This is a genomic window from Arthrobacter sp. MYb221 (genome assembly GCF_002979835.1).
Taxonomy (GTDB): domain Bacteria; phylum Actinomycetota; class Actinomycetes; order Actinomycetales; family Micrococcaceae; genus Glutamicibacter.
This window is the reverse complement of sequence record NZ_PCPW01000006.1, coordinates 211,201-237,118: the sequence shown is the minus strand read 5'-3', so window position 1 is coordinate 237,118 and position 25,918 is coordinate 211,201. Positions and strand designations below refer to the sequence as shown.

Annotated in this window: 24 protein-coding genes; 15 read left to right on the top strand and 9 right to left on the bottom strand. The window is 60.2% G+C overall.

Annotated elements, in window-relative coordinates; genetic code table 11:
• Positions 1 to 43 precede the first annotated feature (43 nt).
• Entirely contained in the window at positions 44 to 1,492 is a 1,449-nt protein-coding gene (locus tag CQ015_RS09855; RefSeq protein ID WP_096282889.1) for a CCA tRNA nucleotidyltransferase, read from the top strand.
• A gap of 935 nt (positions 1,493 to 2,427) precedes the next feature.
• Here CQ015_RS09855 and CQ015_RS09850 read toward each other — a convergent pair.
• The 8 genes from CQ015_RS09850 to CQ015_RS18965 form a co-directional block, all read right to left on the bottom strand.
• On the bottom strand, positions 2,428 to 3,513 hold the full coding sequence (locus tag CQ015_RS09850) for an inositol-3-phosphate synthase (RefSeq protein WP_105554042.1): 1,086 nt from the start codon (positions 3,511 to 3,513) through the stop codon (positions 2,428 to 2,430).
• 294 nt (positions 3,514 to 3,807) lie between these two features.
• Complete coding sequence (locus tag CQ015_RS09845; RefSeq protein WP_258138156.1) at positions 3,808 to 5,040, bottom strand: DUF6716 putative glycosyltransferase; 1,233 nt, start codon at positions 5,038 to 5,040, stop codon at positions 3,808 to 3,810.
• Positions 5,041 to 5,048: 8 nt separating this feature from the next.
• Positions 5,049 to 6,074, bottom strand: a complete 1,026-nt coding sequence (locus tag CQ015_RS09840; RefSeq protein ID WP_105650024.1) for a hypothetical protein — start codon at positions 6,072 to 6,074, stop codon at positions 5,049 to 5,051.
• Positions 6,071 to 7,414 carry a polysialyltransferase family glycosyltransferase gene (locus tag CQ015_RS09835; protein WP_096282882.1) on the bottom strand — a complete coding sequence of 448 codons (1,344 nt, stop codon included), beginning with the start codon at positions 7,412 to 7,414 and terminating at the stop codon, positions 6,071 to 6,073. Before CQ015_RS09835 ends, CQ015_RS09840 begins: the two co-directional genes overlap by 4 nt.
• Positions 7,411 to 8,397 carry a glycosyltransferase family 2 protein gene (locus tag CQ015_RS09830; protein ID WP_096282880.1) on the bottom strand — a complete coding sequence of 329 codons (987 nt, stop codon included), beginning with the start codon at positions 8,395 to 8,397 and terminating at the stop codon, positions 7,411 to 7,413. Before CQ015_RS09830 ends, CQ015_RS09835 begins: the two co-directional genes overlap by 4 nt.
• 81 nt (positions 8,398 to 8,478) lie before the next feature.
• Positions 8,479 to 9,372, bottom strand: coding sequence for an N-acetylneuraminate synthase family protein (locus CQ015_RS09825; RefSeq protein ID WP_096282878.1), 894 nt, complete (start codon positions 9,370 to 9,372; stop codon positions 8,479 to 8,481).
• Positions 9,373 to 9,404: 32 nt separating this feature from the next.
• Positions 9,405 to 10,571, bottom strand: a complete 1,167-nt coding sequence (locus CQ015_RS09820; RefSeq protein ID WP_374955689.1) for a cytidylyltransferase domain-containing protein — start codon at positions 10,569 to 10,571, stop codon at positions 9,405 to 9,407.
• Between the two features lie 123 nt (positions 10,572 to 10,694).
• Positions 10,695 to 10,847, bottom strand: a complete 153-nt coding sequence (locus CQ015_RS18965) for a hypothetical protein (protein WP_181150391.1) — start codon at positions 10,845 to 10,847, stop codon at positions 10,695 to 10,697.
• Between the two features lie 230 nt (positions 10,848 to 11,077).
• Between CQ015_RS18965 and CQ015_RS09815 the strand changes: the two genes are divergently transcribed.
• The 7 genes from CQ015_RS09815 to CQ015_RS09785 all read left to right on the top strand — a co-directional run bounded on the left by CQ015_RS09815 (position 11,078) and on the right by CQ015_RS09785 (position 18,921).
• Positions 11,078 to 12,532 carry a glycosyltransferase family 87 protein gene (locus tag CQ015_RS09815; RefSeq protein WP_105650022.1) on the top strand — a complete coding sequence of 485 codons (1,455 nt, stop codon included), beginning with the start codon at positions 11,078 to 11,080 and terminating at the stop codon, positions 12,530 to 12,532.
• The gene (locus CQ015_RS09810; protein ID WP_105554038.1) at positions 12,529 to 13,947 is read left to right on the top strand and encodes an NAD(P)/FAD-dependent oxidoreductase; all 1,419 of its coding nucleotides are present in this window, start codon (positions 12,529 to 12,531) and stop codon (positions 13,945 to 13,947) included. Before CQ015_RS09815 ends, CQ015_RS09810 begins: the two co-directional genes overlap by 4 nt.
• Positions 13,948 to 13,962: 15 nt before the next feature.
• Positions 13,963 to 14,997 (top strand): YdcF family protein, encoded by a 1,035-nt coding sequence (locus CQ015_RS09805; RefSeq protein ID WP_105569336.1) that lies wholly within the window; start codon positions 13,963 to 13,965, stop codon positions 14,995 to 14,997.
• Positions 14,998 to 15,125: 128 nt separating this feature from the next.
• Positions 15,126 to 16,058 carry an ABC transporter ATP-binding protein gene (locus CQ015_RS09800; RefSeq protein ID WP_105554036.1) on the top strand — a complete coding sequence of 311 codons (933 nt, stop codon included), beginning with the start codon at positions 15,126 to 15,128 and terminating at the stop codon, positions 16,056 to 16,058.
• Positions 16,058 to 16,888, top strand: coding sequence for an ABC transporter (locus tag CQ015_RS09795; RefSeq protein ID WP_105554035.1), 831 nt, complete (start codon positions 16,058 to 16,060; stop codon positions 16,886 to 16,888). The genes CQ015_RS09800 and CQ015_RS09795 overlap by 1 nt, the downstream gene beginning before the upstream one ends.
• Before the next feature lie 38 nt (positions 16,889 to 16,926).
• On the top strand, positions 16,927 to 18,216 hold the full coding sequence (locus tag CQ015_RS09790; RefSeq protein ID WP_181148320.1) for a sensor histidine kinase: 1,290 nt from the start codon (positions 16,927 to 16,929) through the stop codon (positions 18,214 to 18,216).
• Positions 18,217 to 18,219: 3 nt separating this feature from the next.
• Positions 18,220 to 18,921, top strand: coding sequence for a response regulator transcription factor (locus tag CQ015_RS09785; RefSeq protein WP_105650021.1), 702 nt, complete (start codon positions 18,220 to 18,222; stop codon positions 18,919 to 18,921).
• Between the two features lie 65 nt (positions 18,922 to 18,986).
• On the opposite strand, the gene CQ015_RS09780 is transcribed toward CQ015_RS09785, so the two are convergent.
• Positions 18,987 to 19,406, bottom strand: coding sequence for a lipopolysaccharide assembly protein LapA domain-containing protein (locus CQ015_RS09780; RefSeq protein WP_105554032.1), 420 nt, complete (start codon positions 19,404 to 19,406; stop codon positions 18,987 to 18,989).
• A 311-nt stretch (positions 19,407 to 19,717) separates the two neighbouring features.
• Between CQ015_RS09780 and CQ015_RS09775 the strand changes: the two genes are divergently transcribed.
• From CQ015_RS09775 to rplI, 7 genes are all read left to right on the top strand, one after another.
• Complete coding sequence (locus tag CQ015_RS09775) at positions 19,718 to 20,998, top strand: M18 family aminopeptidase (RefSeq protein ID WP_105554031.1); 1,281 nt, start codon at positions 19,718 to 19,720, stop codon at positions 20,996 to 20,998.
• 143 nt (positions 20,999 to 21,141) lie between these two features.
• Positions 21,142 to 21,693: an LURP-one-related/scramblase family protein gene (locus tag CQ015_RS09770; RefSeq protein ID WP_146112482.1), complete on the top strand. Its 552-nt coding sequence runs from the start codon at positions 21,142 to 21,144 to the stop codon at positions 21,691 to 21,693.
• Between the two features lie 212 nt (positions 21,694 to 21,905).
• Positions 21,906 to 24,002, top strand: a complete 2,097-nt coding sequence (locus tag CQ015_RS09765; protein ID WP_105650020.1) for an acyltransferase family protein — start codon at positions 21,906 to 21,908, stop codon at positions 24,000 to 24,002.
• 169 nt (positions 24,003 to 24,171) lie between these two features.
• A complete protein-coding gene (gene rpsF, locus CQ015_RS09760; protein ID WP_096282853.1) occupies positions 24,172 to 24,468 on the top strand; it encodes a 30S ribosomal protein S6 in 297 nt (98 codons plus the stop codon).
• Positions 24,469 to 24,526: 58 nt separating this feature from the next.
• Positions 24,527 to 25,114: a single-stranded DNA-binding protein gene (locus CQ015_RS09755; RefSeq protein ID WP_105554028.1), complete on the top strand. Its 588-nt coding sequence runs from the start codon at positions 24,527 to 24,529 to the stop codon at positions 25,112 to 25,114.
• Positions 25,115 to 25,175: 61 nt separating this feature from the next.
• Positions 25,176 to 25,415: a 30S ribosomal protein S18 gene (rpsR, locus tag CQ015_RS09750; RefSeq protein WP_026820365.1), complete on the top strand. Its 240-nt coding sequence runs from the start codon at positions 25,176 to 25,178 to the stop codon at positions 25,413 to 25,415.
• A gap of 17 nt (positions 25,416 to 25,432) precedes the next feature.
• Entirely contained in the window at positions 25,433 to 25,891 is a 459-nt protein-coding gene (rplI, locus tag CQ015_RS09745) for a 50S ribosomal protein L9 (RefSeq protein ID WP_096282849.1), read from the top strand.
• Positions 25,892 to 25,918 lie beyond the last annotated feature (27 nt).

Below are 25,918 nucleotides of genomic sequence, written 5' to 3'. Positions count from 1 at the left end.
TTTTCAAGCGAGAACACCAGAAATCTGGCACGCTTAAGGAACTATGTACGCACTTCCATCTCATGACGCCCTGCGCCAGATCCTGCCTTCGGTCATTTTCGAGCTCGCCGATCGTTTCGTTCGTGCCGGTCATGAGATTTCCCTGGTTGGTGGTCCGGTCCGCGATCTTTATCTTGGCCGTGTCTCTCCCGACCTGGATTTCACCACCAGCGCGAAGCCGGAGCAAACCGTTAAGGTGATCTCGGGATGGGCCGACAACATCTGGGATGTGGGACGCGAATTCGGGACCATCGCCTTGAAAAAGGGTGAGCACACATTAGAGGTCACGACTTACCGGGCTGACGCCTATGACAAGGATTCGCGCAAGCCAATCGTTGCCTTTGGCGATAACCTGCATGATGACCTGTACCGCCGAGACTTCACCATGAATGCCATGGCGTTACGTCTGCCCGATTTGGAACTGGTGGATCCCTTCGACGGGGTCAGTTCGCTGCGCGATGAACTAATCCGCACTCCAGGTTCCCCCGATATCTCCTTCTCGGATGACCCGTTGCGCATGATGCGAGCCGCACGATTCGCATCGCAGCTTCGCATCGAGGTGTCCTCCGAGGTTCGCCAGGCGATGAGCGAAATGACCGAGCGCATCGATATCATTTCTGCCGAACGAGTACGCGACGAATTGATCAAGCTGATCAACGGAGCCGACCCGCGTGCGGGCATAGATTTGCTGGTCGATTCGGGTTTGGCAGACAAGGTGCTGCCCGAGGTTTCAGCGCTGCGCTTGGAAATCGATGAGCACCACCGGCACAAGGATGTCTATCAGCATTCGCTGACCGTGCTTGAACAAGCCATAGGACATGAAACCGATAGCGAGGGCCCCGTTCCAGGGCCAGATTTCATTCTTCGCTTCGCGGCGTTGCTGCATGACGCTGGAAAGCCTGCAACTCGTAAGTTCGAGTCCAATGGCGCGGTTTCATTCCGCCACCATGACATGGTCGGTTCGAAATTGGTGAAACAGCGCATGCGCGCCCTGCGATTCGACAAGGACACCACCAAAGCGGTGGCGCGCCTGGTTGAACTGCACATGCGCTTTTACGGCTATGGAGACGCCGGTTGGACCGATTCGGCTGTGCGCCGCTATGTGACCGACGCGGGCGAACTGCTTGAGCGATTGCACCGCCTGACCCGGTCGGATGTCACGACCCGCAACCGCCGTAAGGCCGAGCGCCTCGGATTTGCCTATGACGATCTAGAGACGCGGATAGCTGAAATTACCGAGCAGGAAGAGCTGAAGTCCATTCGTCCAGATTTGAATGGTGAACAGATTATGGCTTTGCTGGACATTAAAGCCGGGCCATTGGTAGGTCGCGCCTACAATTTCATGCTCAACCTGCGTTTGGATGACGGGCCGCTGGGAGAGCAAGTCGCCGCAGAAAGACTCCGTGCATGGTGGGCGGAACAACCGGAATCTCAGCAACCAGCAGCCGAATAGTAGTTGCAATTAGCGCAGGTAGGGACGTTTTGGGGCAGGCCCAGAGCGTCCCTACACGGCTTTAAAGAAACTTATTGAAGAATTTGAGTAAATCACTGGCGCGTGCGAAATTCTCCATGTATGCTGAATATTGTGATTGGGAAGTCTCAATGAGACTTGCGGATCAAAAAGACAATACTAAGTGAGTCTCGGGCTTTTGCGCGATTGACTCGGACAGATTTTTAGGAGGTGGGAAACGTGATTACAAATCGAGATAACTGGAATTATGGCGGCATGCGATCAGGCAAAATGGCCTTTTCAAATTGCTGGTTCGGCTTTGCCGCGCGCCATGGCGTTTCCCCTGCCTCCGGAATGATGGATTCCTAGACTTCTACGAATTCAAGCAAAAGTTCCTGGGGCGGTCAGTCAGTAATCGACATTCTCCCTTAGGAACTTTTTTCATGTCTGCTCCACTTTTTGATAGCTCTGTTCAACGGGCCGTTCGAACCTCGGAACTCATCTTCGCAGGTCCCGAAAGCCTGAAAGCTCGCGCAGTTTCTACTACGCACCAGGACCTTCCCACCTCCCCGATCTGTTTAGAAGGGAGGGAACAATAATGAAAAAGCGTTTTGCTAAGAACCGGAAGCAACTTGATAGTGCCGAATTAAACCGCCGACTAAGTCAGCGGGAGTTGGTCAACCATGTGCCACCGGAAATGTACCTCCGTATCCGATAGTTGAGCTCAACGCCATTACCGTTGTTGCCAACTACAGGAAGGGGTGCGAAATGAACTCGCAAACAATTCAGCAGAGGCCCGCCGGCCTATCAGCCGGCGGGCTTCTCCGCGTCCGGGGCAAGCCGCGCGCTATAGAAGGAGCATACAAAAAGATCCGTGCATGGAACTCTATTCCAGAATTCCACGCACGGATCTTTTTTGCTTCGTCCCGGGGGACTTTCTAGCGTTCGATGTCGCCGCGGATGAAGGCTTCGACCTTTGCGCGAGCCGACTCGTCGTCGTACTGCTCTGGTGGGGACTTCATGAAGTAGCTCGAAGCCGACAGGATCGGGCCGCCAATGCCGCGGTCAAGCGCGATCTTGGCTGCACGCACAGCATCAATGATGACACCGGCCGAGTTTGGCGAGTCCCAAACCTCTAGCTTGTATTCCAGATTCACCGGAGCATCACCGAAGTTGCGTCCCTCGAGGCGAACGAACGCCCACTTGCGGTCATCGAGCCAGGCAACGTAGTCGCTAGGTCCGATGTGCACGTCGTCAGCGGTGAGCTTGGCCGAGGTGTTCGAGGTGACTGCCTGAGTCTTGGAGATCTTCTTGGATTCCAAACGATCGCGTTCCAACATGTTCTTGAAGTCCATGTTGCCGCCGACGTTCAGCTGGTAGGTGCGATCAAGCACCACGCCACGGTCTTCGAAGAGCTTGGCCATCACACGGTGTGTGATGGTGGCGCCGATCTGCGACTTGATGTCGTCGCCCACGATTGGCACGCCTGCATCGGTGAACTTCTGTGCCCACTCCGGGGTGCCGGCAATGAAGACCGGCAGGGCGTTGACGAAGCCAACGCCTGCATCGATAGCGCACTGAGCGTAGAACTTTGCTGCGTCTTCGGAACCCACCGGCAGGTAGCAGACCATGACGTCGACCTTGTTTTCCTTCAACGCCTTGACGACGTCAACAGGGTCGGCGGTCGACTCTTCAATGGTCTCCCGGTAGTACTTGCCCAGACCGTCCAGGGTGGGCCCGCGCTGCACGGTGACACCGGTGGCTGGTACGTCGGCGATCTTGATGGTGTTGTTTTCGCTGGCCAGGATAGCGTCGGATAGGTCGAGGCCGACCTTCTTCGCATCCACATCGAATGCCGCAACGAATTCAACGTCGGCCACGTGGTAATCACCGAATCGCACGTGCATCAGGCCCGGAATAGAGGCATTTTCGTCGGCACTTCGGTAGTACTCGACACCTTGGATAAGGGAAGTGGCGCAGTTACCCACACCAACAATGGCAACGCGAATCGGGCTCGCCGACACATGAACTCCTAATGAAATATACAAATCTGTGGGCAAAATGACCGCGCGATAGCACAGTCTATTAATGGGCCCTTAATGATCTTAAGACCTTTTGGCCAAGAAACATTCCCATAGTGGTTGCAATCACCGGATGTTTCAACGGAAGGCAGGCTGATCGTGGTGAGTTTGGCATGCAGCAATCCGGGAAAAGGCGGATCAAGGAGCTATTCTTGTACAAGAGCAAAGCCAATTATGCCTATGACTGCTACTGAAAGAATAACGAATTTCCTACGTCACTCGCATAGATAATTTTGATCATGACATGGACCTTGGGTTTGATTGTCGTGACAACTTCATGTGTCTGCGAATTTTCAGCAATACCCTGAGCACTGGTGTCGGAAGTGCCGTCCGGACCCGTTGACGAAGTGGTTGGTGCTTGATGAAAGCCAGAATCTCGGGATCTGTTTTTAGCTGACCGCCCCGGGCACGATGCGCGAGGATGGTCAAAGATTCATTGAACGTGTTGTCCACACGGTGAAAATAGTTTTCTCGTAGCCAGGGCTTGTTTGCCGGTTCAAAGTTCAGGTCCTCGAGGTCCTGCAGAGTACCGAGCAATCCGGAGGATTCGAAAACGACGTTGATCATCTGGGCATTTACGCCGAAGTCGGAGAGCACCATGGTCGGCAATCCGCGATCGATCGACTCGAGCGCTGCCGTGGATGAAACGGTCACGAGCGCGCTATGCTCCGTAAGCACTTCAGACATGCTGCCGGTCACGAAGCGCAGATGCGTGGACTTTCCCAACCGGCCAGAGCGAACAAGCTCTTCAAAAAGTAGGTCATAGGGGTAGGCCTCGAGATGCGTCTGCGGTTCGCCAGCGCGCGCTCGCAATTTGACCATGACTTCCAGTCCCGGATTGAGCCGAGCGGCCTGCTCGAGCGAGACCAGAATGCTCTCGCGTTCGGTTTTACCGACAGGCACCTTGGCCTGCGGTGCAAAGACCAGTCGCTTGATCGGGGCAGATGAACTGGTGGGAAAACCCGAGGAACGCAGAAAGGGAAGCTTGCTGACCATGATCGTTGGCTGATGACCCTCGTGGTCGAGGTTCATAAATGAAAAATCGCGCGCCTCGGCGTGTGAATGGCAGATGAATGCGTCACCTGGCCGGCGGTAATTCCATCCTTTGCGGGTGGCAGGATAGGCGACCCCGGGAAGCGCGGAGATCAGCGCGGTGCGTCGTTGGTCCACCGGCTCGGTGCGCAGCATTCGAGCATACAACTCGGCGACCACTGGCCCAGTGGCGGCGGCGAAGACGACATCTTCGCCAACGGTTTGCGCATTGAACTGATTCAAGGCTAAGACCTCTAGATCTGCGGGGTCGAGGTCGGTTCCCTCGAATGCTGCGGCGATCTGTTCTTCGGTGGGCATGACAGGGGTGCGCGCCAATACGACGCGACGGTCCCAACTCGGGCCCAGACGGTGCAGGAATGTGGTGGCGAGTTTCAGATACGAGTCTGAATCCGCGACCGCAAGAATTGCTGGTTTCACGAGGATCGTCACACCCTCAACGAGCTTGATAGATGGTCACGAAGATCTTGCGAGGTGCTCGGCGTCCACCAATGATCCGGCACCGGTTGCGCGTACAGGTTACGTGCTTCATTACCGAGCAGGAGGCGCAAGGAGGGTATGACGGTAGAAGGAAGCGCCCTGATTTCTTGTCCGGGACGCAAATCGCGCAATCGCATCTCGATCGGAATCGTATGCTCCTTCAGCACCACGTTGGGAATCTGCTGTAGTTCTTCCAATATCTGCGGAGTCTCTCGGCGGTGCGGGAAGAAGGCTACTGGCCCTTCTGCGGCGATGGAACGAATCCATTGCAGATACGGCGCGGCATGAATAATTCCGTCCGCCGCCATGGCCGAGCCGATGAGCAAGGTCGGTTCGGTGAATCGTTCGGCGACGGGTTGAGTAGCTAGCCACTCGAACCTGTGCTGGGCGAACTTGATGCCCAGCGCATCCATGCGCTTCCTGATTTCCGGTTCAACCTGCAAGGCAGAGACGATCAGCAGACGTCCCTCTCGAGCCAAGCCGCGCAGCCGGTGCCACATCGCCAAGCCCAGGCCCACGCGGGCAGCGGTGTTCTTCGCGCGGGCGCGCACCACAGCGGTAGGTTCCTCGCTGACCAGCTGCCGGATCAGCGCCAACGTGGCCAGCCCATCATCGATGATGACAATTTCCTTGGCCTTGACCCCGGTCAGCATGGTGCGCTGTATCCGGCCCGAATAGGCATCGCCGGTGACGTACCTGTCTCGCGCCGAGCTAGGCTGCGGTGGCCTTTTGGCCGCGGGCATGAAGTGCAAACCAGCCGGCGAATTTCTCAGCAGTGCGCCGGTGGTTGCCTCCAGCGGCATCCCGCGCCGCGGAATGATGCGCACCTCATCGCCGAGCAATCCGGCGGCGTGAGTTTCCACGGCCGAGAGCAGCTGCAGGGGAGATTCCACCCACACATGGGCGGTGCCAAAGCGTGGCCGTGGCACTTCCTGGGTGTCGGGTTGGGAAATTTTGATCATCGTATCGTTCATTTTGCCAGTCGACTCAGGGATTTGGACATGGTGTCCAAGGTCCGTGAGCCGTGGCGCAGCATGTGGCGGGATACGCCACGGACCTTGGCCGGCACCGAACGACGTGCTTGCAAGTGGGCCCACTGCGGTGGCAGCGCAAGCTTGGTGATGCGTCGACGCTTGAAGTGGGCGGAAAACACGCCGTAGTGTTCGGCGAGGAAAGCCTCGGCGACCGGGCGCAAATGCGGGAGCTGCGTGGACTGCATGCAATAAGAAATGGCACCGAGCAAGTCGCTGAGCATGTCGATGCTTCCGGCGCGAGCGGGAGCCGGCAGGTCCTGGACAAAGAGCCCGTGGATGATCGATAGCGGAATACGGTTCGAGTTCTCATAGGGGGCGAGAAGCTGCAGCATCTTGGCGGTACCCACGGCCTGAACCGGCGTACCGAGCACATAGTGGGCGGTGACCAGCGCCGTGGAGAAGCAGGAGATGACAACTTCCGGCTTCGCCGCGAGGATCACGGTTTCGGCCAGATGATCGGTATCGAGCAGATGGAAATCCAGCTCGAGGTCTTGGGCGCGGGCGCGCAATCGGGCCGCCGAGGTGGCGCTGGCCGACGGGTGGGCCTTGAACAAGATGGTGTGCAGCCCTCGGTCCTTGGCGGCTCGGAGCATCTGCTCGTGCAGCTCTAGTTCTTCCTCGGCATCCATCAGGCCGAGGGAACCCAGATACTGGCCGAGGATCAGGGCGGCGCCCTCGGGCAGCTGCAGCTGCGCCTCCCGTGCAAGTTGCGCAAAGACCGGCGCCAGCGCGGTTCCCTGCAAGACCAAGCGTGATGGTTGCTGCTCGGCGAGCAGCTGCGGCTCGAGGCCCGGCACCAGATCGACGTGTATGGTCCCGGCCAGGCGCTGGGCCATTGGGACCTGCAGCTTATTGCGCGTCGGACCGTAGGACATCAGACCGTCCGAATGCACCCAGATCGACGCGTCGAAGAAGATCCGCGCCAGCGCCCGAGCCGGGTTTACCTGGATCGATTCGAGAACTAGCGTCAGCCGTTCGTCTCCCAGATCCCAGGCACTGCGCAGCAAGCGTTCGAAGATGAGCAATTCGTCTTCGCGCGGGTTGAACTGGGCAGGCCGGCGCGGGGAGATCAGCGCGGCGAAATCCACCACCCGATCGAATCGGGCGGCAAGCTCGGCGAATCCCGGGGCTTCGTGAAGGGGCGTGGTCAGTTCGGGCAGCTGCGAGCCATTGGCGAGCACCAGAACATATTCATCTGCCTGCGGCAGCAGTCCGGCGTCGGCCATGGCGGCCAGGGAAGCTAACTGAAAATAGCTGCTGGCCTCGACTAAAGCGATCATTTAGCGGCCCCGACCTGAAGGAAGGAAAGGATGTGGCGGCGGCGCGCAATATCCATTTCGAGCGCTACCTGTTGTGCAATATTAACGTCGATGGTGGTGAATATCTTTCGTAGCTGCTGTTTCATTTCTAGCCGCACCTGTGGCGGGTAGTGCTTGGCGCGTTTCTCGTGATGGCACACGATCGCGAAGAACTGGCGCATCGCCTTGGGCAGGTGGCGGTCGGCGTGCTCATGGGCACGCACCTCCTCCAGGATCCGCGCATAGGCCGGAATGAAGCCGAGCTGGCGCTGGTCGAAGACCTGGGTGAGCGAACCGGGCAACCCGCGGCGGTAGAACACTCCGGGGTAGGAGATCACCGCGTAGCGGCTGGTGCGCAGATGCAGCTTCCAAAGCCACAGCCGGTCCTCGGCGCTGTGCAAGTCCGCGTCGAACAGGTAGGTGTCCTTGCTGCGCATCAGTTCGGTGCGATACATTCCCGCCCAAACGAAGGCATAGTCCACCATCGAGGGGGAGTCGATCGGCTCGATATCATCTGCCGGGTTCAGGGGCAGGCCGCGCAGCGCCTGCGGGGCGCGGTGCAGCACCCGGTTAGTTCCGGTCACCCGCACGTGGTCGGTGCGGACGAAGTCCACGTGCAGGTCTTCCAAGGCCGCGGCCAGGGTGGCGAGGTGTTCCGGAGCGTACCAGTCGTCCGGGTCCAGGAAGGTGAAGAATTCGCCGGTGGCCCGCTCGAGCCCGGCGTTGCGGGCCGCGGAGACTCCGGCGTTTTCGGTGAGGCTGACCAGCTCGAGGCCCTCGAGCTTCTGCTGGTAGCCGAGCACCAGATTCGCGGTCTGATCGGTGGAAGCATCATCGACCACCAGCACCTCTAGTTCCCACTTGCCCAGCTTTTGGCGGGTCAGCGAGGTGAGGGCATCGCAGATGTATTCCTCCTGGTTATAGGCGGGAATCACCACTGATATACGACCGGGGATCAAACTCATGGTTCCTTCTGGGCTAGGCGGGGCAAAAATAAACGGCGGTTGGACCCGTCGGTGAGTCCAACCGCCGGTTGTGTGCCGTGGCTAGGCGTCGACGCGGCGCAGGCGCGAAAGCGGTGCCAGCTCGCCCGGGAAGACCTTCTTCACGCCGTCGCCCATGGCCTGCTCGAGGATGCGGATGTCGCGGATCAGCGATTCGAAGCCCTTTGGCTCCAGCGAAGAAGCCTGATCCGAACCCCACATGGTGCGGTCCAGGGTGATGTGGCGCTCGACGGTGACCGCGCCCAAGGCGACGGCTGCCAGCGAGATCTGCAGGCCGCGCTCGTGGCCCGAGTAGCCTACCGGCACCTGGTAGCGCTCGCGCAGGGTCTCGACCATGCGCAGGTTTGCCTCTTCTGGAGGCAATGGGTAGGTGGAAGTTGCGTGCATCATAACCAGCTTGTCGGTGCCCAGGGTCTCCACCGCGGTATCGATCTGCTCGATGGTGGACATGCCGGTGGACAGGATGATTGGCTTGCCGGTCTGCGCGAGGGCCTTGAGCAGCTCGATGTCGGTGACCGAGGCCGAGGCGACCTTGTGGGTGACTGCACCCTGCTCTTCCATGAACTCAACCGAAGGAACGTCCCATGGGGAAGCGAAGGCGTGCAGGCCCTTGGAAGCAGCGTAGGAGATGAGCTCCTTGTACTGTGCCTGGTCGAACTCGACGCGGTAGCGGTAGTCCAGGTAGGTCATGTCGCCCCATGGGGTGGAGCGGATCTTGTCGCGCATGTCCATCGGGGTGGAGATCTCCGGGGTGCGCTTCTGGAACTTGACCGCGTTGGCGCCGGCCTCGGCCGAGACGTCGATCAACTGCTTGGCGATCTCGATGTCGCCATTGTGGTTGATGCCGATCTCGCCGATGACGTAAACCTGCTGGCCGGTGCCGAGCAGGGATTCGCCGATGGCTACTGGCTTGATTTCGGTGTTCACGGAGGTCATTGACTTGCCTTTCATTGGGAAAACTTGGGAATTCAAACTTGAGGATTGGAGCGGGCCGCGAGGACCAGCTCGGCGAGCTCACGGACCGCACCATTCCCGCCGGGGCGGGTCAGGCGGTGCCGTGCGGCTCGATGCACCTCGTCGCTGGCGTCGGCGACCGTGATCGGCCAGCCGACCAGCTCCATAGGTGCCAGATCATTGATGTCATTGCCTACATAGGCAACGCGGGCCGGGTTGATCGACTCGTCGACCAGCCAGCGGGCCAGGTATTCGGCCTTGTTGTCGATGCCGTGGGCGACCTCGACATTCAGTTTTGCCGCTCGGGCGGCGACTACCGGATTGCGTTCCTTGGACAGGATCAGGAACTTCACGCCGGCCGCTCGTAGCCGGGCCACGCCCATGCCATCGGAGCGCGAGACGCGCACGGTTTCGGTACCGTGTTCGTCCACGTAGGCGGTGTCCGGGGTATGCACCCCGTCAAAATCGGTGACTACCGCATCAACTAGGATCGGTTCGCTGTGCTGCGGGACGCGCAGTTGCGCCAGCGCCAGGTCCGCTTCGGTGTCGATGTCCATCCCGTGTTCCGGGGCGACCTCGCAGATGCGAACTCGGCCGAAGAACCGGTGCTTGGCTGCCTGGAACCCGGCGGTCTCCATGGCGTAGAACGCCCCGGTCTCCAGCCAGCGTGCCTCGCGGTCTTGGCGGCGCGGCCGGTTCGCCGCGTCATGTCCGCTGGCCAGCGCGAGCCCCTGGGGATCGGCGGTCCAATGAAATCCATGGTCGGGTACCGCGGCGAAGCTGACTTCGGCTCCGCCGTCGCGGACCGCGCCCACCGCAGCGTCCAGGTCCGCAGGATCGATCAGCGGGCTGGTGCATTGAATGAACAAGGTGATATCCGGAGTGTCGGAGACCTTGGACAAAACATCGAGAAGCACCGCTTCGCTGCTAGCCGTGTCTCCGGCGATATCTGCCGGTCGGCTGATCACGGTGGCCCCGTAGGCGAGGGCCTCGGCCTTGATTTGTTCATGATCGGTGCTGACCACGACTTCGCTGACTGTCGTCGCAGAACGCGCCGCAAGGATGGCCCTGCCCACCAGGGAGATGCCCCCGATGGTGCGTAGATTTTTGAGCTTGACGCCTTTGGAACCACCCCGGGCTGGGATGATCGCTAGGACGCTGGGCTTGTCGGTTTTACTCACATCCATGAGCCTAGGAAGCCGAGTTGGCCACCTGCCCTACATCAGGTTAACGCAGGGTGAAGAACAGGTTTAGCTTGCTGGGAAAACCCTGTATGCCCATGTCATTGAGCTTATCCAGTCGTTTTACGGTTCCCGGGCCGCTAGTTGGGCGCGCAGCACGGTCAAGTGTTCGTTTAGCTTTTGGCGTTCTTCACCGGCGAAGCGGCGGGCCTGCATATCAAGGACGGCCCGGGTGCCAGACTCGTCTACCTGCAACAGGTTGCCCAGGCTCGCCACGGCCGCGGCGCGCGAATCGACTTTTCGATTGCCGCGAAAACTTCCTCGCGCCGGTCGATGGCTTAGGTGATCGCCCGGAGGAGTTGCGCCGGCTGGCCCAGGCTTTCCTTGGATTGACTGTGCATAGTGGCATCCTGCCGCCTGCTCGAAGTCGATGGAAGCGGTGCGAATAACCGAATCAACGGACTAAATGGTGCAGTGCGGTGCCCCGGCAAACTAGGCTGGAACCTATGAGTGCCCCGAATAAACCGAGCCAGCGTGGTCCGCTGCGGATTACCGTCCCCTCGCGGGCCGACGGATTCCTGCGCCAGTTCACCGCGCTGATCGGTGGCCCGTTGGGTCGCCGCAGCGATCCGGGGCGAGTTAGTCCCGGATTCTTCAGTGTTGAACGCGTCATGATCCTGCTGACCACCCTCGGCGCGCTGTTCATGCTCTTGGCAAAGAACCCCTGCAGGCTTAATGGTTGGGGCGGTTCCAACCCCTACGTATATGCCTGCTACACCGACTGGGTGCCGCTCTTCGGGGCGCGCGGATTCGCCGACAACCCGTGGGTTCCGTTCAGCAGCGGGGCCGAATTCGAATACCCGGTGCTGATGAGCGCGGTGGCCTCGGCGGTTGCCGCGCTGGTCCCGCAGGGTCTGGAGAACCGCTCGCTGCTCTACTTCGATATGAACCTGACCATCGTGGCGATCCTCTGGGTGGTCACCGTGGTGTGCACGCTGCGCATGGGCGGGCGCCGTCCCTGGGACGCGGCGATGGTGGCGATCGCCCCGGGCATCATCCTGACCGCGAGCATCAATTGGGATATGTGGGCCGTGGCACTGCTTGCCATGGGCATGCTGTCCTTCGCCCGCGGACGCATAGTACTTGCCGGGGTGCTGATTGGCTTGGGCGCGGCGATGAAGATCTACCCGTTTTTCATCCTCGGCGCGATACTGGTGATCGCGCTTCGCACCGGAAAACTCAAGGTCTTCTGGGTGACCGGCGGCGCCGCCGCGGCCACCTGGGTCCTGGTAAATCTGCCCTACGCGCTGGCCTATCCGGACTCCTTTAGGCACTTCTTCACCTTTTCCTCGGAACGCGGTGCCGGGCTTTCAAGTTTCTGGCACGCGTGGAACGCGGTGGCAGCAAAAACCGATTCCATGGGTACCTTCGAGGCAGAACAGATCTCCCGTTACGGCCTGATTCTGTTCTTCAGCTGCTGCGCCGGTGTTGCGGTGCTCGGTCTGCTGGCCAAGCGTACTCCGCGCCTGGGGTCGCTGGCATTCCTGATCATCGCCTCCTTCGTGCTGGTCAATAAGGTCTACTCTCCGCAGTTCATCGTCTGGCTGATTCCGTTGTTCGCGCTGGCACTGCCACGCTGGCGGTTGTTCCTGGTCTGGATGATGGTGGAGGTCGCCCACTTCTACGGGCTATGGAACTATCTCGATGCATTCTCCGGAGAGCAAGACCCGCATAAAACCTTCCCGGAAATCGGCTACGTGGTGCTGGTGCTCGCGCATATGGGCATGCTTGCCTACCTGATGTTCCAGGTGGTGCGCTCGATCCTTGACCCGCGCCGCGATCCAATCCGTGCGGTAGGCCAGGAGGACCCGCTGGCTGGTGCCTTCGCCGGAGCCAAAGACGTTTTCACCTTGCGCGGACTGCGCAAGTCCACTAGTACTTCTCAGGAGCAACAGGTATGAGCTCGATTGCAGTGGTTGGTTCGGGACCCAATGGCCTGGCCGCCGCCGCCGTGGCCGCCCGAGCGGGACTGCAAGTTGAGGTCTACGAGGCAAATGAAACGATCGGCGGGGCCGCGCGAACTCAGCCCCTGGAGGGCTCGAGCGCGAAGTTCGACCTGGGTAGCGCGGTGCATCCGATGGCGATGCTCTCCGAGGCGATGCATGAGCTCAACGTGCACGAACGGGTCGACTTCATTGTCCCGGAGCTATCTTTTGCGCATGTCCTTGACGAACGCACGGCCTACGCCTGGCGGGATTTGAAGCGCACCGGTGAGGACCTGGGCGCACGGGACGGGGTCGCCTATACCCGGTTGCTTGGCCCTTTGGTGGACCGAATGACGCAGCTGGGGGACACCTTGCTGAACCCGTTGCTGAGGGTGCCGGCGCATCCGTTGACCCTGGGCATCTTTGGCGCCGCAACGCTCGGCGGCATGGCGCTGAAAGATGTGCTCTCAGGGAAGTTCCCGCAGGCGGCCGCACTCTATGCCGGTTGCGCCGCACATGTGGCTGGCGGATCGCGCGGCCCGGCCAACGCCGGGGCCGGGCTATTTCTCGCGGCCGCGGCCCACAGCCAGGGATGGGCTATCCCGCGCGGAGGGTCGCAGGCCATCTCGGACGCGCTCGCCGCGGAAGTCACCGCCCACGGGGGCAAAATCCATACCGGGCACAAGGTGTCGCATGTTGATGAGTTGGCTGCCGAGTCTATCCTGCTCGACACCTCTGCCGAAGACGCGGCGAACCTGACCAGCGGCAGAATTCCCGAGAAACTAGCCAAGGCGTTGTCCCAGACCCGGCGCTCGCCGGGGAGCTGCCTGATACATTTTGTGCTTCGTGAAGCGGTTCCATGGAAGGACCCGGTCCTCGGCCAAACCGGTACCGTCCACCTAGGCGGGACCGCTCGCCAAATCGGCCGGGCCGAACGCATCGCCAACCGGCGTACCGCCGAGCATCCATACCTGATCGTTGCCCAGCCCTCGGTCTTCGATGATTCGCGGGCTCCGGGTGGAGAACAGGTCATCTGGGCCTACTGCCATGTGCCATTGGGCTCTGCCGCCGATATGAAGCGCCAAATCACCGCTCAAATCGAAGCCGCGGCCCCGGGCTTCAGCGACTTAGTCAGGGAAAGCTATGTCGTTCCGGCCACCGGGTTGGAACGACAGAATGCCGCGCTGGTCGGTGGTGACCTTTCGGGTGGAACCATGGATCTGCTCGGCAGCATCATGCGCCCCCGGCTCTCCCCGGAGCCGTGGTACTTGCAGTCCAAGGGGCTGTACCTGGTTTCTTCGGCGACGCCTCCGGGCCCCTCGGTGCATGGCATGGCCGGCTACCTCGGCGCCAAGGCAATGCTCCGTCGCGAATACTCTCTGGGAAGCTAAGAACTGAGGACTTTGATGGATTCGACGTACTTCGGGGTTTTCCCGGCATTCATCTTGCTGATCGTGTGGGCGGTCTTCATCATTCGGTACCGCAAGGATCCGCGCCGGTTGAGCAACGCGATACTGCTCTTTCCGCTGGTGCTGGGGAGTATCTCGCTGAGCATCAACTTGCTGACCAGCCTGGTGCCCGGCCTCGGCTTGGTGCTTGTGCTGGTCTTCTTGCTGGCTCCACTGATCTATATCGTGTTTGCCGGAGCGTTAATCCACAACGGTGTCGTGATGTGGCGGCGTGAAGGCCCAAGGATGTCGAACCTGCTCTCGCTGGTCGCGGGCCTGGCGGTCCTTGGCCTGCCAGTCTCGGCGTTTGTGATCTTGTCCATTAATACTTGGTGGGCCTACGCGTTCGCCTTTGTCCTGTTCATGTCCTCCTCCTTGGCCGCTTGCCTCTTCTCGATGCTGCTGCTTTATGCCTGGGTGCAGGCGAAGTTCCCCTCCAAGGGGCAAGCAGCCGCGGTGGTAGTACTGGGGGCACGCACCATTAAAGGCAAAGTCACTCCCTTGCTGCGCGGTCGATTGGATAGGGGAATCTCGCTCTACGAAACCGCGTCCGAGCCTAAACCCTTGTTGGTTCCGACCGGTGGGCAAGGTGGCGACGAGGTGGAGCCCGAAGGCGTCAGCATGGCACGCTACCTGCAAGAGCAGGGCATACCCGAAGCGCAAATCATGGTTGAAGATCAGGCAAAGGACACGATCCAGAATCTGGTCTTCTCCGATGCGTTGGTGCGTCAGCAGAAAGTCGAAGGCCAACTGTGGGTGGTGACCAGCGACTATCATGCGCTGCGTGCAGGCTTTGCTTCTCGCCAGCTCGGGTTGGACGCACGGGCTTTCGGCGGCAAGACCGCGGCCTACTATCGGCCGAGCGCCTTCTTGCGCGAATGCGTGGCCATCGTGCGGGATCATAAGCTGACCATGGGGTTGCTAGCGCTGCCTTTCGCCGCGGTGGTCATCGGGGCCTTGATGCTTCTGTTGAACTACGACCAGGTGCTCTAAGCAGCAAATACGTGCACCTATAGGTGTATGCTCATCGCCGCCGAGCTGCTGGCTCAGTCTTTGGAGTGAGAGCCAAGATCAGCATTCGGGGCGGTGCTTTCCAACTGTGCGGTTTCTAAACTGGAAGTATGATTCAGGCACATGAGTTAACCAAAAAATATGGTGCGAAAACCGTAGTCGACAACGTGTCGTTTACGGTGCAGCCGGGAATGGTGACCGGATTCCTCGGCCCTAATGGCGCGGGCAAGTCAACGACCATGCGCATGATCGTGGGGCTAGCCAAGCCGACCGTTGGGCAGGTCACCGTCAATGGCCGGAAATTCGCCTCCTCTAAACACCCGTTGACCGAGGTCGGCGCGCTACTTGAAGCCAAATCGGTACATAAGTCGCTCTCCGCGCGCTCCCACCTGCGATCCATGGCGGCCACCGGGGGAATTCCCACTTCCCGGGTGGACGAGGTTCTGGAACTCACCGGCCTGAGCCAACTTAACCGCAAGAAGGTTGGTGGCTTCTCGCTGGGCATGGGACAGCGTCTGGGGATCGCCTCGGCGCTGCTCGGGGACCCGCAAGTGCTGATCTTGGACGAACCGGTTAACGGACTGGACCCGGAAGGTGTCGCCTGGGTGCGTAACCTGGCCCGCCAGCAGGCGGCCGAGGGGAAGACCGTATTCATCTCCTCGCACCTGATGAGCGAGATGGCGCAGACCGCTGATCATCTGATTGTGATCGGCCGCGGCCGGATCCTTGCGGATGCTCCGATCAACGAGTTCATCGATGACGGGCTCTCGCAAACCATTGTCCGCTCCAGCGATCTGGAGCTGCTGATGAGCAGCTTGGCAGCCGATGGGGTGCAATTGACCCGTCTGGATGCGGAAACCTTGCGCGTCGCCGGCCCGGATTCCGAATCGATCGGCCGCCGCGCCCTGGAAGCCGGAGTCGTGCTGAGCGAGTTGCGTCCAATGCAGCGGACCCTGGAAGACGCGTACATGGAATTGACCCGCGACGAGGTCGAATACAAATCACGAATTCTCAACGAAGCAGTTGCCGGAGGAACGAACTAATGAGTACCCAGCTCGCAACCCCAACACGCGGCAAGGTCACCTTCGGTGGTGTGCTGCGTTCGGAATCAATTCGTTTCTTCTCACTGAATTCCACTCGTATTCTGCTGCTTGTGGCGATCGTGCTCAATATGGGCATTGCCGCAATTGGCGTGTGGGGAGTTGGCTCCTTTGCCGGCGAGGCCCCACCGGTGCCAGGCGCCCCGGACATGTCAAGTGCGGCCTTTACCGCAGAACTCGTGGGTTCCGGCCTGGCGTTCTCCCAGCTGATCCTCGGTGTATTGGGCGTGCTGCTCATCAGCGGCGAATTCACCACCGGTTCGGCGGTGAGCACCTTCTTGGCCAGCCCGCAGCGTCTGCGCGTCTTCGCCGCCAAGGCTACGCTGATTACCCTGCTCTGCGCCGTAGTCCAGGTCATCGGAAGCACACTTGCCTACCTGGTATGCATGCCATTGGCCAAGAACTACAACATGGAGCTGGACTACTTCGGCGGCGATTTCCAGAACGTGCTCTGGTACGGAGTTTTGGCCGTGGTAATGGCTGCGCTGATCGGTTTGGCTCTGGGTGCACTGCTGCGCAACTCTGCCGGTGGAATTACCTCGCTGGTGGCGTTGTTCTTTGTGCTTCCCGCGGTCACCGGGCTGCTCACCTTGGTTGCCGACTGGGTCCAGGACATCGTCCGTTTCCTTCCGGACAATCTGAGCATGTCATTGGCTATGCCGCTGTCCTACCCCAGCGAGCTTGAGCAGTGGCAGCAGCTGCTCGGGGTAGCCGGATGGACGCTGATTCCGCTCATTCTGGGTGCTTGGCTGTTGAAGAGCCGAGACGTCTAAGAAGAGTTGTAGCAGTTGAGCAAACTAGACTGGATGACATGAGCCAAACATCGCTGCAGGAGCCGATAGTCTCCTTCGACGAGCTGGCGGCCAAGCGGATGGGCCGGGTACGCAGGTACCTGCGCACCCATCCGCGTGTGGTCGTTGTGGGAACCGTAGTAATCTACTTCTTCTTGGCGCTCCCCAACACCGTCATGATGGCCTATCTGCCACAGGTACCTCCGGCGCTGTATTTGCTGCTGACGGTGAGTATCGGGCTCGTGCTGCTCTGGCGTCGCAAGGCGCCGCTAACCGTGCTGAGCATCGTTTTTGTCCTTGAATTCGTCGGCATATTAATTGCCGGTCAAGGCGGCGGAATGGGCGGGGTCGGCATGACCATCGCCCTGTACACGGTGGGAACCAGTTATTCTGGACGGCGCGCGATCCCCATCGCGCTGCTCGCCGGCTGCTTCCAACTGTTGATGATGGTGTTGATGGGTTACCCGGACCTTTCGGATCTGACCGCGGAACCAGATGAAGAAAACCTCGATGACGCTGCGGCTTCCGGTATTCTCATCGGTGTCACCGGCGGATTCCTGATTGGTATTTACGCCGCCGCCGCGGCTATCGGTACGAACATCCGCAATGCGCGCATTCACGAGGCCGAGCTCAACCATTGGGCCTCACAGGTCTCGCGCCTTGCCCAGGTGCAGGAACGAAACCGTATTGCCCGCGAAATGCATGACGTGGTCGCCCACTCGCTTTCGGTGATGATTGCATTGTCCGAAGGGGCGCGCGTGGTCGGGCGGCGCGACCAGGAACGTTCCGAGCAGGTGCTCAAAGAACTCTCGGGCACCGGCCGGGCGGCGCTCGCCGACATGCGCCGCATGCTCGGGGTCTTACGCCAGAACGAGACCGGTGAGCCAGAGCTTAAACCAACCGGAGGCAGCCTCGACCAATTGCTTGAGGGCTTCCGTGTTGCAGGATTGCCGCTGACCTATACATACACCGGAAAGCAACTTCCCGAGGACGCCGCCTTCCAGCTGACGATCTTCCGTATTATCCAAGAGTCATTGACCAACTCCTTGCGCTACGCCCACAATGTCAGCAACGTGCAGGTGCGCATGGAACGCTGTGCGAGCCAGGTGCGGATCGAAATCATCGATGACGGTGATGCAACCCGTGTGCCAAGTGTCGGCACCGGTCAGGGACTGCGCGGGATGCGTGAACGCGTGGCGCTTTTTGACGGAACGGTGAACGCAGGGCCGGCGGCCAACGGCGGTTGGATCGTTAAAGCCTCCTTGCAATTGCCCGAATACAGCACGCAGAATCCAAGTCCCAAGGAGTAGCTCATGGAAGAAAATATTAAAGTGTTGCTGGTCGACGATCAGCCGCTGCTGCGCATGGGCTTCCGGCTGATTCTCGAAGGCGAAACCGATATGCATATCGTTGGGGAGGCTGCAGATGGCCTGGAAGCGTTGACGCAGACCGCGGCGTTGACCCCGGACGTGGTGCTGATGGATGTGCGCATGCCGAAGATGGATGGCCTTGAGACGACCGAACGGATCGCCAAGCAGCATCCGGAAACGAAGATCATCATCTTGACCACCTTCGACCTGGATGAGTACGCGTTTTCCGGTTTGCAGGCCGGTGCCAGTGCCTTCTTGCTCAAGGATGTGGCCCCAGAGGAGCTGGTCTCCGCGGTACGGCTGGTTGCTTCGGGGGACGCGGTTGTTGCACCGCGTGTGACCGCGCGACTGCTTGAGACCTATGTGCGCAACGGCGCTAGAGGCCAGCCTGCGAAGAATGCGGAGGCTGTGGAACGCGATCCGTTACTCGATGATCTGACGCCTCGTGAACAGGAAGTGCTGCGCGCCCTGTCCGAGGGGTTGTCCAATGCGGAGATTGCGCATCGGTTTTTCCTCTCCGAGGCGACGGTCAAAACGCATGTGCGACGGATCCTGACCAAACTTCATCTGCGAGATAGGGTGCAGGCCGTGGTCTATGCGTACGAGACAGGATTGGTCATCCCTTCGCAGGGGCTGGACTTCTAAGGCTTTCGCAAAAAAATCGCCGTTGGCGGCACCCGTATAGGGTGCCGCCAACAGCGATTCTGCGCTTAACGGCGCTTCTGAGCCTTGCGCTCTTTCCTGGCGGTGGCGCGCAACTGAATCACGCGGGCAGCCCCAGCTGCAGCAATCAACAAGCCACCGCCGACGGCGGCAATGAAGAGCGCCAGTCCAAGATTTACCTGGCCTTCGTAGGTGAAGTAGCGCAGCGTCACCTGATCCTGATTCTGGGCAATGAAAATGATGAGCAGCACCAGGACAATGAGCCCCAGCACGGATGCCGTCCAGATCCGTCCGAGCCTGGTGACAGGCAACTTGGCCTCCGGTTCAGGTGGCGGGGTCTTACCCTTGGATTTTTTCGGTTGGTCGACCGGACCGGTTACCGGTTTTGTTACCGCAACTTCGTCTGGATCTGGTGTTGGCTCGTGACCAACCGGGATCTCATCTGGGCTGTGAGGAGTCGATGTCATGATTTCGCTCGTTTCCTAGTTGGCTACTTTCTGCCAGCATTGCCCGAATATGGGCACTTCGTCAAGTGCAATACCTTTTGATTCGCTGGTCAGAGCTATTCGATGATCAAGAATGCCGAAGTTGAGCCATGCATCGGGTCAGCCCGTATGCGCCAAGCCAGCCCGGACTCCAAGGATCCGCAGGCAAGTTGCTGAAAACTCCATGGTGCATTCGTTGGCATAGCCGCTAACGGCAGAAGCCCACTAAGCTGGACAAAGCTCGGCAATTCAGGCCGACACCGAAACCTGATGAAAGAAGTGAGCACCCAGTTATGGCACAAGCCGCAGCAATGGCCCACATTGCAGACCTGGCCGAATACGTAGCGACCTCCCCGTCGAGCTTCCACGCGGCAGCCAGCGCCGCCAAACGATTGGATGCCGCGGGCTTCACCGCATTGGACGAATCGGCCGCGTGGAAGCTGAGCGCGGGCTCCTACTATGTGGTGCGTGACGGCGCCGTCATCGCCTGGGTCCAGCCCGAAGCCGCCACCGCAACCAGCGGTTTCCACATCCTCGGTGCGCACACCGATTCACCCGGTTTTAAGCTCAAGCCCAAACCAACCACCGGCTCCAATGGATGGTGGCAGGCAGGGGTTGAGGTCTACGGCGGTCCGCTGCTGAATTCCTGGCTGGACCGCGAACTGGTGCTCGCCGGACGTCTGGTGCTGCGCGACGGGTCCGTGCACCTGGCTCAGACCGAACCACTGCTGCGCATCCCGCAGCTCGCGATTCACCTGGACCGCCAGGTCAACGACGGCCTGACCTTGGACAAGCAGGCCCACACCAACCCCATCTTCGGCGCCGGGGAGCTGGCAGACGCAGACATTCTAGGTATTCTGGCGGCCGCAGCGGGCGTGGACCCGGGCTTGGTTGCAGGCTATGACGTGCTGACCGCTCCGGCCCAGCGTGGCGAGGTATTCGGCCACGGCAAGGACTTCTTCGCCAGTTCACGACTGGACAACCTCACTAGCGTGCATGCCGGGCTGATTGCGTTGACCGGTTACTCGCGGAACCCATCGGGCAACCACATCGCCATGCTCGCCGCCTTCGACCATGAGGAAATCGGTTCGGCATCGCGTTCCGGTGCCAGTGGACCATTCTTGGAAGAACTGCTGGGCCGGATCCAGGCATCCTTCGGCGCGAGCACCGAAGACACCGCCCGGGCGATGTCGGCCTCGGTCTGCCTCTCCGCGGATGCCGGCCACGCGGTGCACCCGAACTATGCGGAGCGCCATGACCCGGCCAACCGACCGCAGCTCAACGGCGGACCCTTGCTGAAGATCAACGCCAATCAGCGCTACGCCACCGACGCAGTCGGGGCAGCTGCCTTCGCGAATTGGTGCGAGAACGCAGGAGTTCCATACCAAGAGTTCGTCTCGAACAACCGGGTACCGTGCGGTTCGACCATCGGCCCGCTGACCGCCACCCGTTTGGGCATCCGCACCCTGGACGTAGGCGTCGCGCTGCTATCGATGCATTCGGCCCGCGAGATGTGCGGCGTGGATGATCCTTGGTACCTCTCGAAGGTCTCCCGCGAGTTCTTCGGAGCCTAGGGAAAATGATCTCAGCTCCAAATGAACTCAAGATCTTGCTTTGATTCCGAGTTCATTTGGAGTTTGAGTTGGTCGTTGCCGCTGAGTTCGCTGGCAACTTCGAGCCTCGAGGTACCGCGGCGCTTGATGGCATAATCGCCTTCATGACGATCTTCGCTCAGGACCTGTTGGTGTTCCAGCAGACCAAAAACATCTCGAAGAATGACTTCGCCATCAGGGACGGCGCTGGCGTGCAGGTTGCCCACGTTGAAACGGGTGGCAGCGCGCTGGGCCGGATGTTTGCCGGGGCCCGGCAGCTTACGGTTTTTGACGGTCCAGACAATCCGGTCATACAGGTGAAAGACACCATGACCTTAGGCCGCGACCGCTTGGAAATCCTAGATGGCCCGGGCAATCCGCTGGCTAGTCTGGTCAAGCGAATCACCTTCTTCAAAACTCGAATCACCATCGATTTTCAGGGTGAGGAGCTGGAAATGTCCGGTGATATTTGGGGATTCGATTTCCAAGTCACCGGAGCGGCGGGTGTGCTAGCCAGCGTTGCGCGCGAATGGTCGGGTGTGGGCAATGCCCTGCTCGGTAAATCCACCTATGCCTTGCGGCTTGCCCCAAGCCTCACAATTGGGCAGCGTCAGGCCGTCATCGGGTCGATCTTGGCCCTCGACCTCATTCGGGAGAAGCAAAAACGTAGTAGCTGAGCAGAATCCCGCACCTTAGCTCCCGGGCACGCGCATCGGCGAGGCAGGGAAGCCTGATATCGAGCCAGCAGTGCCCCGGAGCGGCAGGTGCATGGAGATACGGATTCTCTGGCTTCTTGCAGCTCCGGCGCAGGGGATTGGTACCTGCCGATGGCCTGCGAGTCATCGGATAGTTACTATCCGTTAACCCGGCGGTGGTCGGATAGAACTCTATGAGCTCCCCTCCTGCTGCCCCCAAGAACTTCCGGCCCGAGATCCAGGCGCTGCGTGCCCTCGCGGTCCTTTTGGTGGTTGCCTACCACCTGGAGCCTGGACTGCTGCCCGGCGGTTATATTGGCGTGGACATCTTTTTCGTGATCTCCGGCTTCCTGATCACCTCGCACCTATTGCGGGAGGCGCAGCGTACCGGGACGGTGAACCTGGCCTCCTTCTTCGCCGGGCGTGCCCGCAGGATCTTGCCAGCCGCAATGCTCGTCATATTGGTGGTCGTTGCGGCGGCCCTGGCCATCTTCCCCAAAACCCAGTGGGGGACACTGACCGTGCAGGGCCTCGCCTCGGCCTTCTCGGTGCAGAACTGGGTGCTGGCCGCGGATTCCGTGGACTATCTTGCGTCCGAGCAGGCACCCGGACCCCTGCAGCACTTTTGGTCCCTAGGGGTTGAGGAGCAGTTCTACCTGTTCTGGCCACTGCTGGTGCTGGCGGCCTGCCTGCTGGTCAAACACAACCTCCCCGGCCCGCGAGCCGATCGCTTTGCCTCCCGCCGCCGGATGCTGTGGATCGCCTTTACAGTTATCGCACTGCTTTCCTTGGGCTATTCGATCTTCACCGGATATTCCGGGGACGCCGCGGGCTACTTCGTGACAACTACGCGCATCTGGGAACTAGCGGCCGGAGGGCTGCTCGCCCTTGCAGCGGATGGGCATGCCAATGGCGCCTTCACGCTTCCGCGCTGGGTCAGCTCCTGGTCGGTGCGCAATGCGCTGGTGCTGCTCGCGCTCGCCGCAATTCTCGGTGCGGCCTTCAGCTATGACGCGCAGACCGTATTCCCCGGAATCGCTGCCGCCGTTCCGGTGCTTGGCTGTGCGGCAATCATTGCCGCAGGCACCACCTCGGGTCCCGGTTCGCTGCACGCGCTGGTGAATTTTGCCCCGGTGCAATGGATCGGGTTGGCCTCATACTCTTTGTATCTCTGGCATTGGCCGTTGATAGTTTTCGCCACCCATCTCACCGGGCATGATCCGACCCCGGTGGAATCATTGGCGCTCATGGCAGGATCCCTGGCGCTGGCCTGGGCCAGCCTGCGTTTCGTCGAAACCCCGGCACGCCATTGGCAGCCAGTGGCGGCCTCCGCGAAGCGCTCGCTGCTCGCAGGGGCCACCATGATCGCGGTGGTTGCGTCCGTGGCGCTGATTCCGGGCGTAGCGCAGCGCGAATCGATCGAGCGCGAGCAGCAACAAGTCGCGGCGCTGCTGCAGAACCCGCCGGCCGGCTTCGGCGCCGCCTCCGTATCCGCTGGCGCCCCGGCCTACCTGGCAGATCAGCCCCAGATCATTCCAGTGCCGGCAACGGCCGAAGATGATCAGCCGGATCTAGGCGAATGCGTGCAAGACCCGCAATCCACCCAGATCAAGGAATGCGAATTCGGCAGCAAGGACGCCACCCTTACGGTGGCCCTAGTAGGTGACTCCCACGCGGCCCACTGGTTCGAGGCGCTCGCCGGCCACGCCAAGGAGCGCGGCTGGAAGATCGTGACCTATTTGAAGAACTCCTGCCCGTTCAGCGCCGAAAGTCGCACCGCCGAACGCGAGGGAGGGATCAACTGCGCCGAAGCCAATGAGCAGACACTGATGAAACTCAGTGAACGCGAGGACCTCAACGCGGTCGTTGCGGCCAACTGGGGCGGCGCGAGCTTCGTCGGGGACGCGGCTCAGGGATACGCCGAGCAGTGGGGCAAGCTAGAAAACGCAGGACGCCAGGTGTACGCGGTGGTTGATACGCCGCGGCCGCCGCAGGATTCCTATGCACGCGACTGCGTGGAGGAACACTCCTCCAACCCCGAGCAGTGCTCCTTCGACAAGGAGTCCGCCTTCGAAGAGGGGGATGCCACGCGGCAGGCCGCGAAGCTTGAGCCGCGGGTTCAGGTGCTGGATTTCAGCGATCAGTTCTGCATCGACCAGCGCTGCCCGGCGGTCATCGGAAATGTGCTGGTCTACCGGGATAAGCATCATGTCTCGGACACCTATATGCGCACACTGGCGCCGGTTTTCGGTCAGCGTCTGGAAGCTGCAATGGACGGCGAGCAAAAATGAGTTCATGATCTAGGACACCAAGGGTTCTGCCCCGACCGACATCTCGGGTAGGATTGAAAGGTCTGTGCTACTGCACGCCCGAAACTTGGGTGCCGCGGAGCACGGATAACGCAAGAACCTCCTGTTGCGGAAATGCCGCGACCGTTTAGCCCAAAGGAGGTGGGTTCACATGCGTGCTTATGAACTTATGGTCCTCATCGATCCAGAGGTCGATGACCGCACCGTAGAACCAACCATCGAGAAGTACCTCGAGGTTGTTCGCGCTGCTGGTGGATCGATCGAGAAGGTCGATATCTGGGGACGTCGCAAGATGTCTTACGAGATCCAGAAGAAGGCAGAAGCCATCTACATCGTGGTGAACTACACCGCGGATCCAGCTACTTCGTTCGAGCTTGAGCGTCAGCTCAAGATCAACGAGCAGATCCTGCGCCACAAGGTCACCCGTCCGGAAGAGGCCCGCGTTTAATTACGCTGGCAACATCTTCCGTTGTACGACAAACGTTCATTCTGAGTAAGGAGAGTCAATGGCAGGCGAGACTGTTATTACCGTCATCGGAAATCTGACCGCCGATCCGGAGCTGCGATTCACGCCATCCGGTTCAGCCGTAGCGAACTTTACGATCGCTTCGACTCCTCGCACCTTCGATCGCCAGTCCAATGAATGGAAGGACGGGGAAGCCCTGTTCTTGCGTGCATCGGTGTGGCGTGAGGCTGCAGAAAACGTAGCCGAGACGTTCACCAAGGGCATGCGAGTCATCGCCCAGGGTCGTCTGCGCTCGCGTTCGTACGACACCAAGGAAGGCGAACGTCGCACCGTCATGGAGCTCGAGGTCGATGAAATCGGCCCGTCGCTCCGCTTTGCCTCTGCCAAGGTAACCCGCACCCAGCGCTCCGGCGGTGGCCAGGGCGGCTTTGGCAACAACGGTGGCGGTGGAGGTTTCTCCAACGCGCCGCAGCAAAATGCCCCACAGCAGCCGCAGCAGCAGCCGCAGCAGGGCGGTGGATGGAATGCTCCATCCAACGACCCGTGGAGCACCGGAGGCAACTCCGGCGGTAACAACGGCGGCGGCGGTGGCTGGGGCAACCCAGGCAACGACGAGCCACCTTTCTAACAATTATTTATTCACCATCCCGCAGATCTCTCTGCGGGCTCCAAACCTAAGGAGCTCCACGATGGCTAAGGCTGAAATCCGTAAGCCCAAACCAAAGTCCAATCCCTTGAAGGCCGCTGACATCACCGTCATCGACTACAAGGACGTAGCGTTGCTGCGCAAGTTCATCTCTGATCGCGGAAAGATCCGCGCTCGTCGCGTGACCGGCGTATCGGTTCAGGAACAGCGCAAGATCGCACAGGCAATCAAGAACGCACGTGAAGTAGCCCTGCTGCCTTACTCCGGCGCTGGCCGAGGCTAAGGAAGAGGGATAGCAAAATGGCAAAGATCATTCTGACTCACGAAGTATCCGGTCTGGGTGCTGCGGGCGACATTGTTGAGGTAAAGAACGGCTACGCCCGTAACTACCTCCTTCCACGCGGGTTCGCACTCGTGTGGACCAAGGGCGGTGAGAAGCAGGTTGAGTCCATCAAGGCTGCTCGTGCCGCTCGTGCCGTTGCAAACCTTGAGGAAGCTCAGGCAATTGCGGCGAAGCTGAAGTCCCAGCCGGTGAAGATCACCGTCAAGGCTGGCGCTAACGGCCGCCTGTTCGGCACCGTTAAGACCGCTGACATCGCTGACGCAGTTGAGGCTGCCGGTCTGGGTAAGATCGACAAGCGCAACGTTGAGGTCAACGACCACATCAAGTCGACTGGCAACTACAGCGCAACCGTTCGCATTCACGCGGATGTTGTTGCAAACCTGAAGCTTCAGGTTGTAGCTGCTGCCAAGAAGTAAGTCTGCCTAGACTCACCTCTTCTCAAT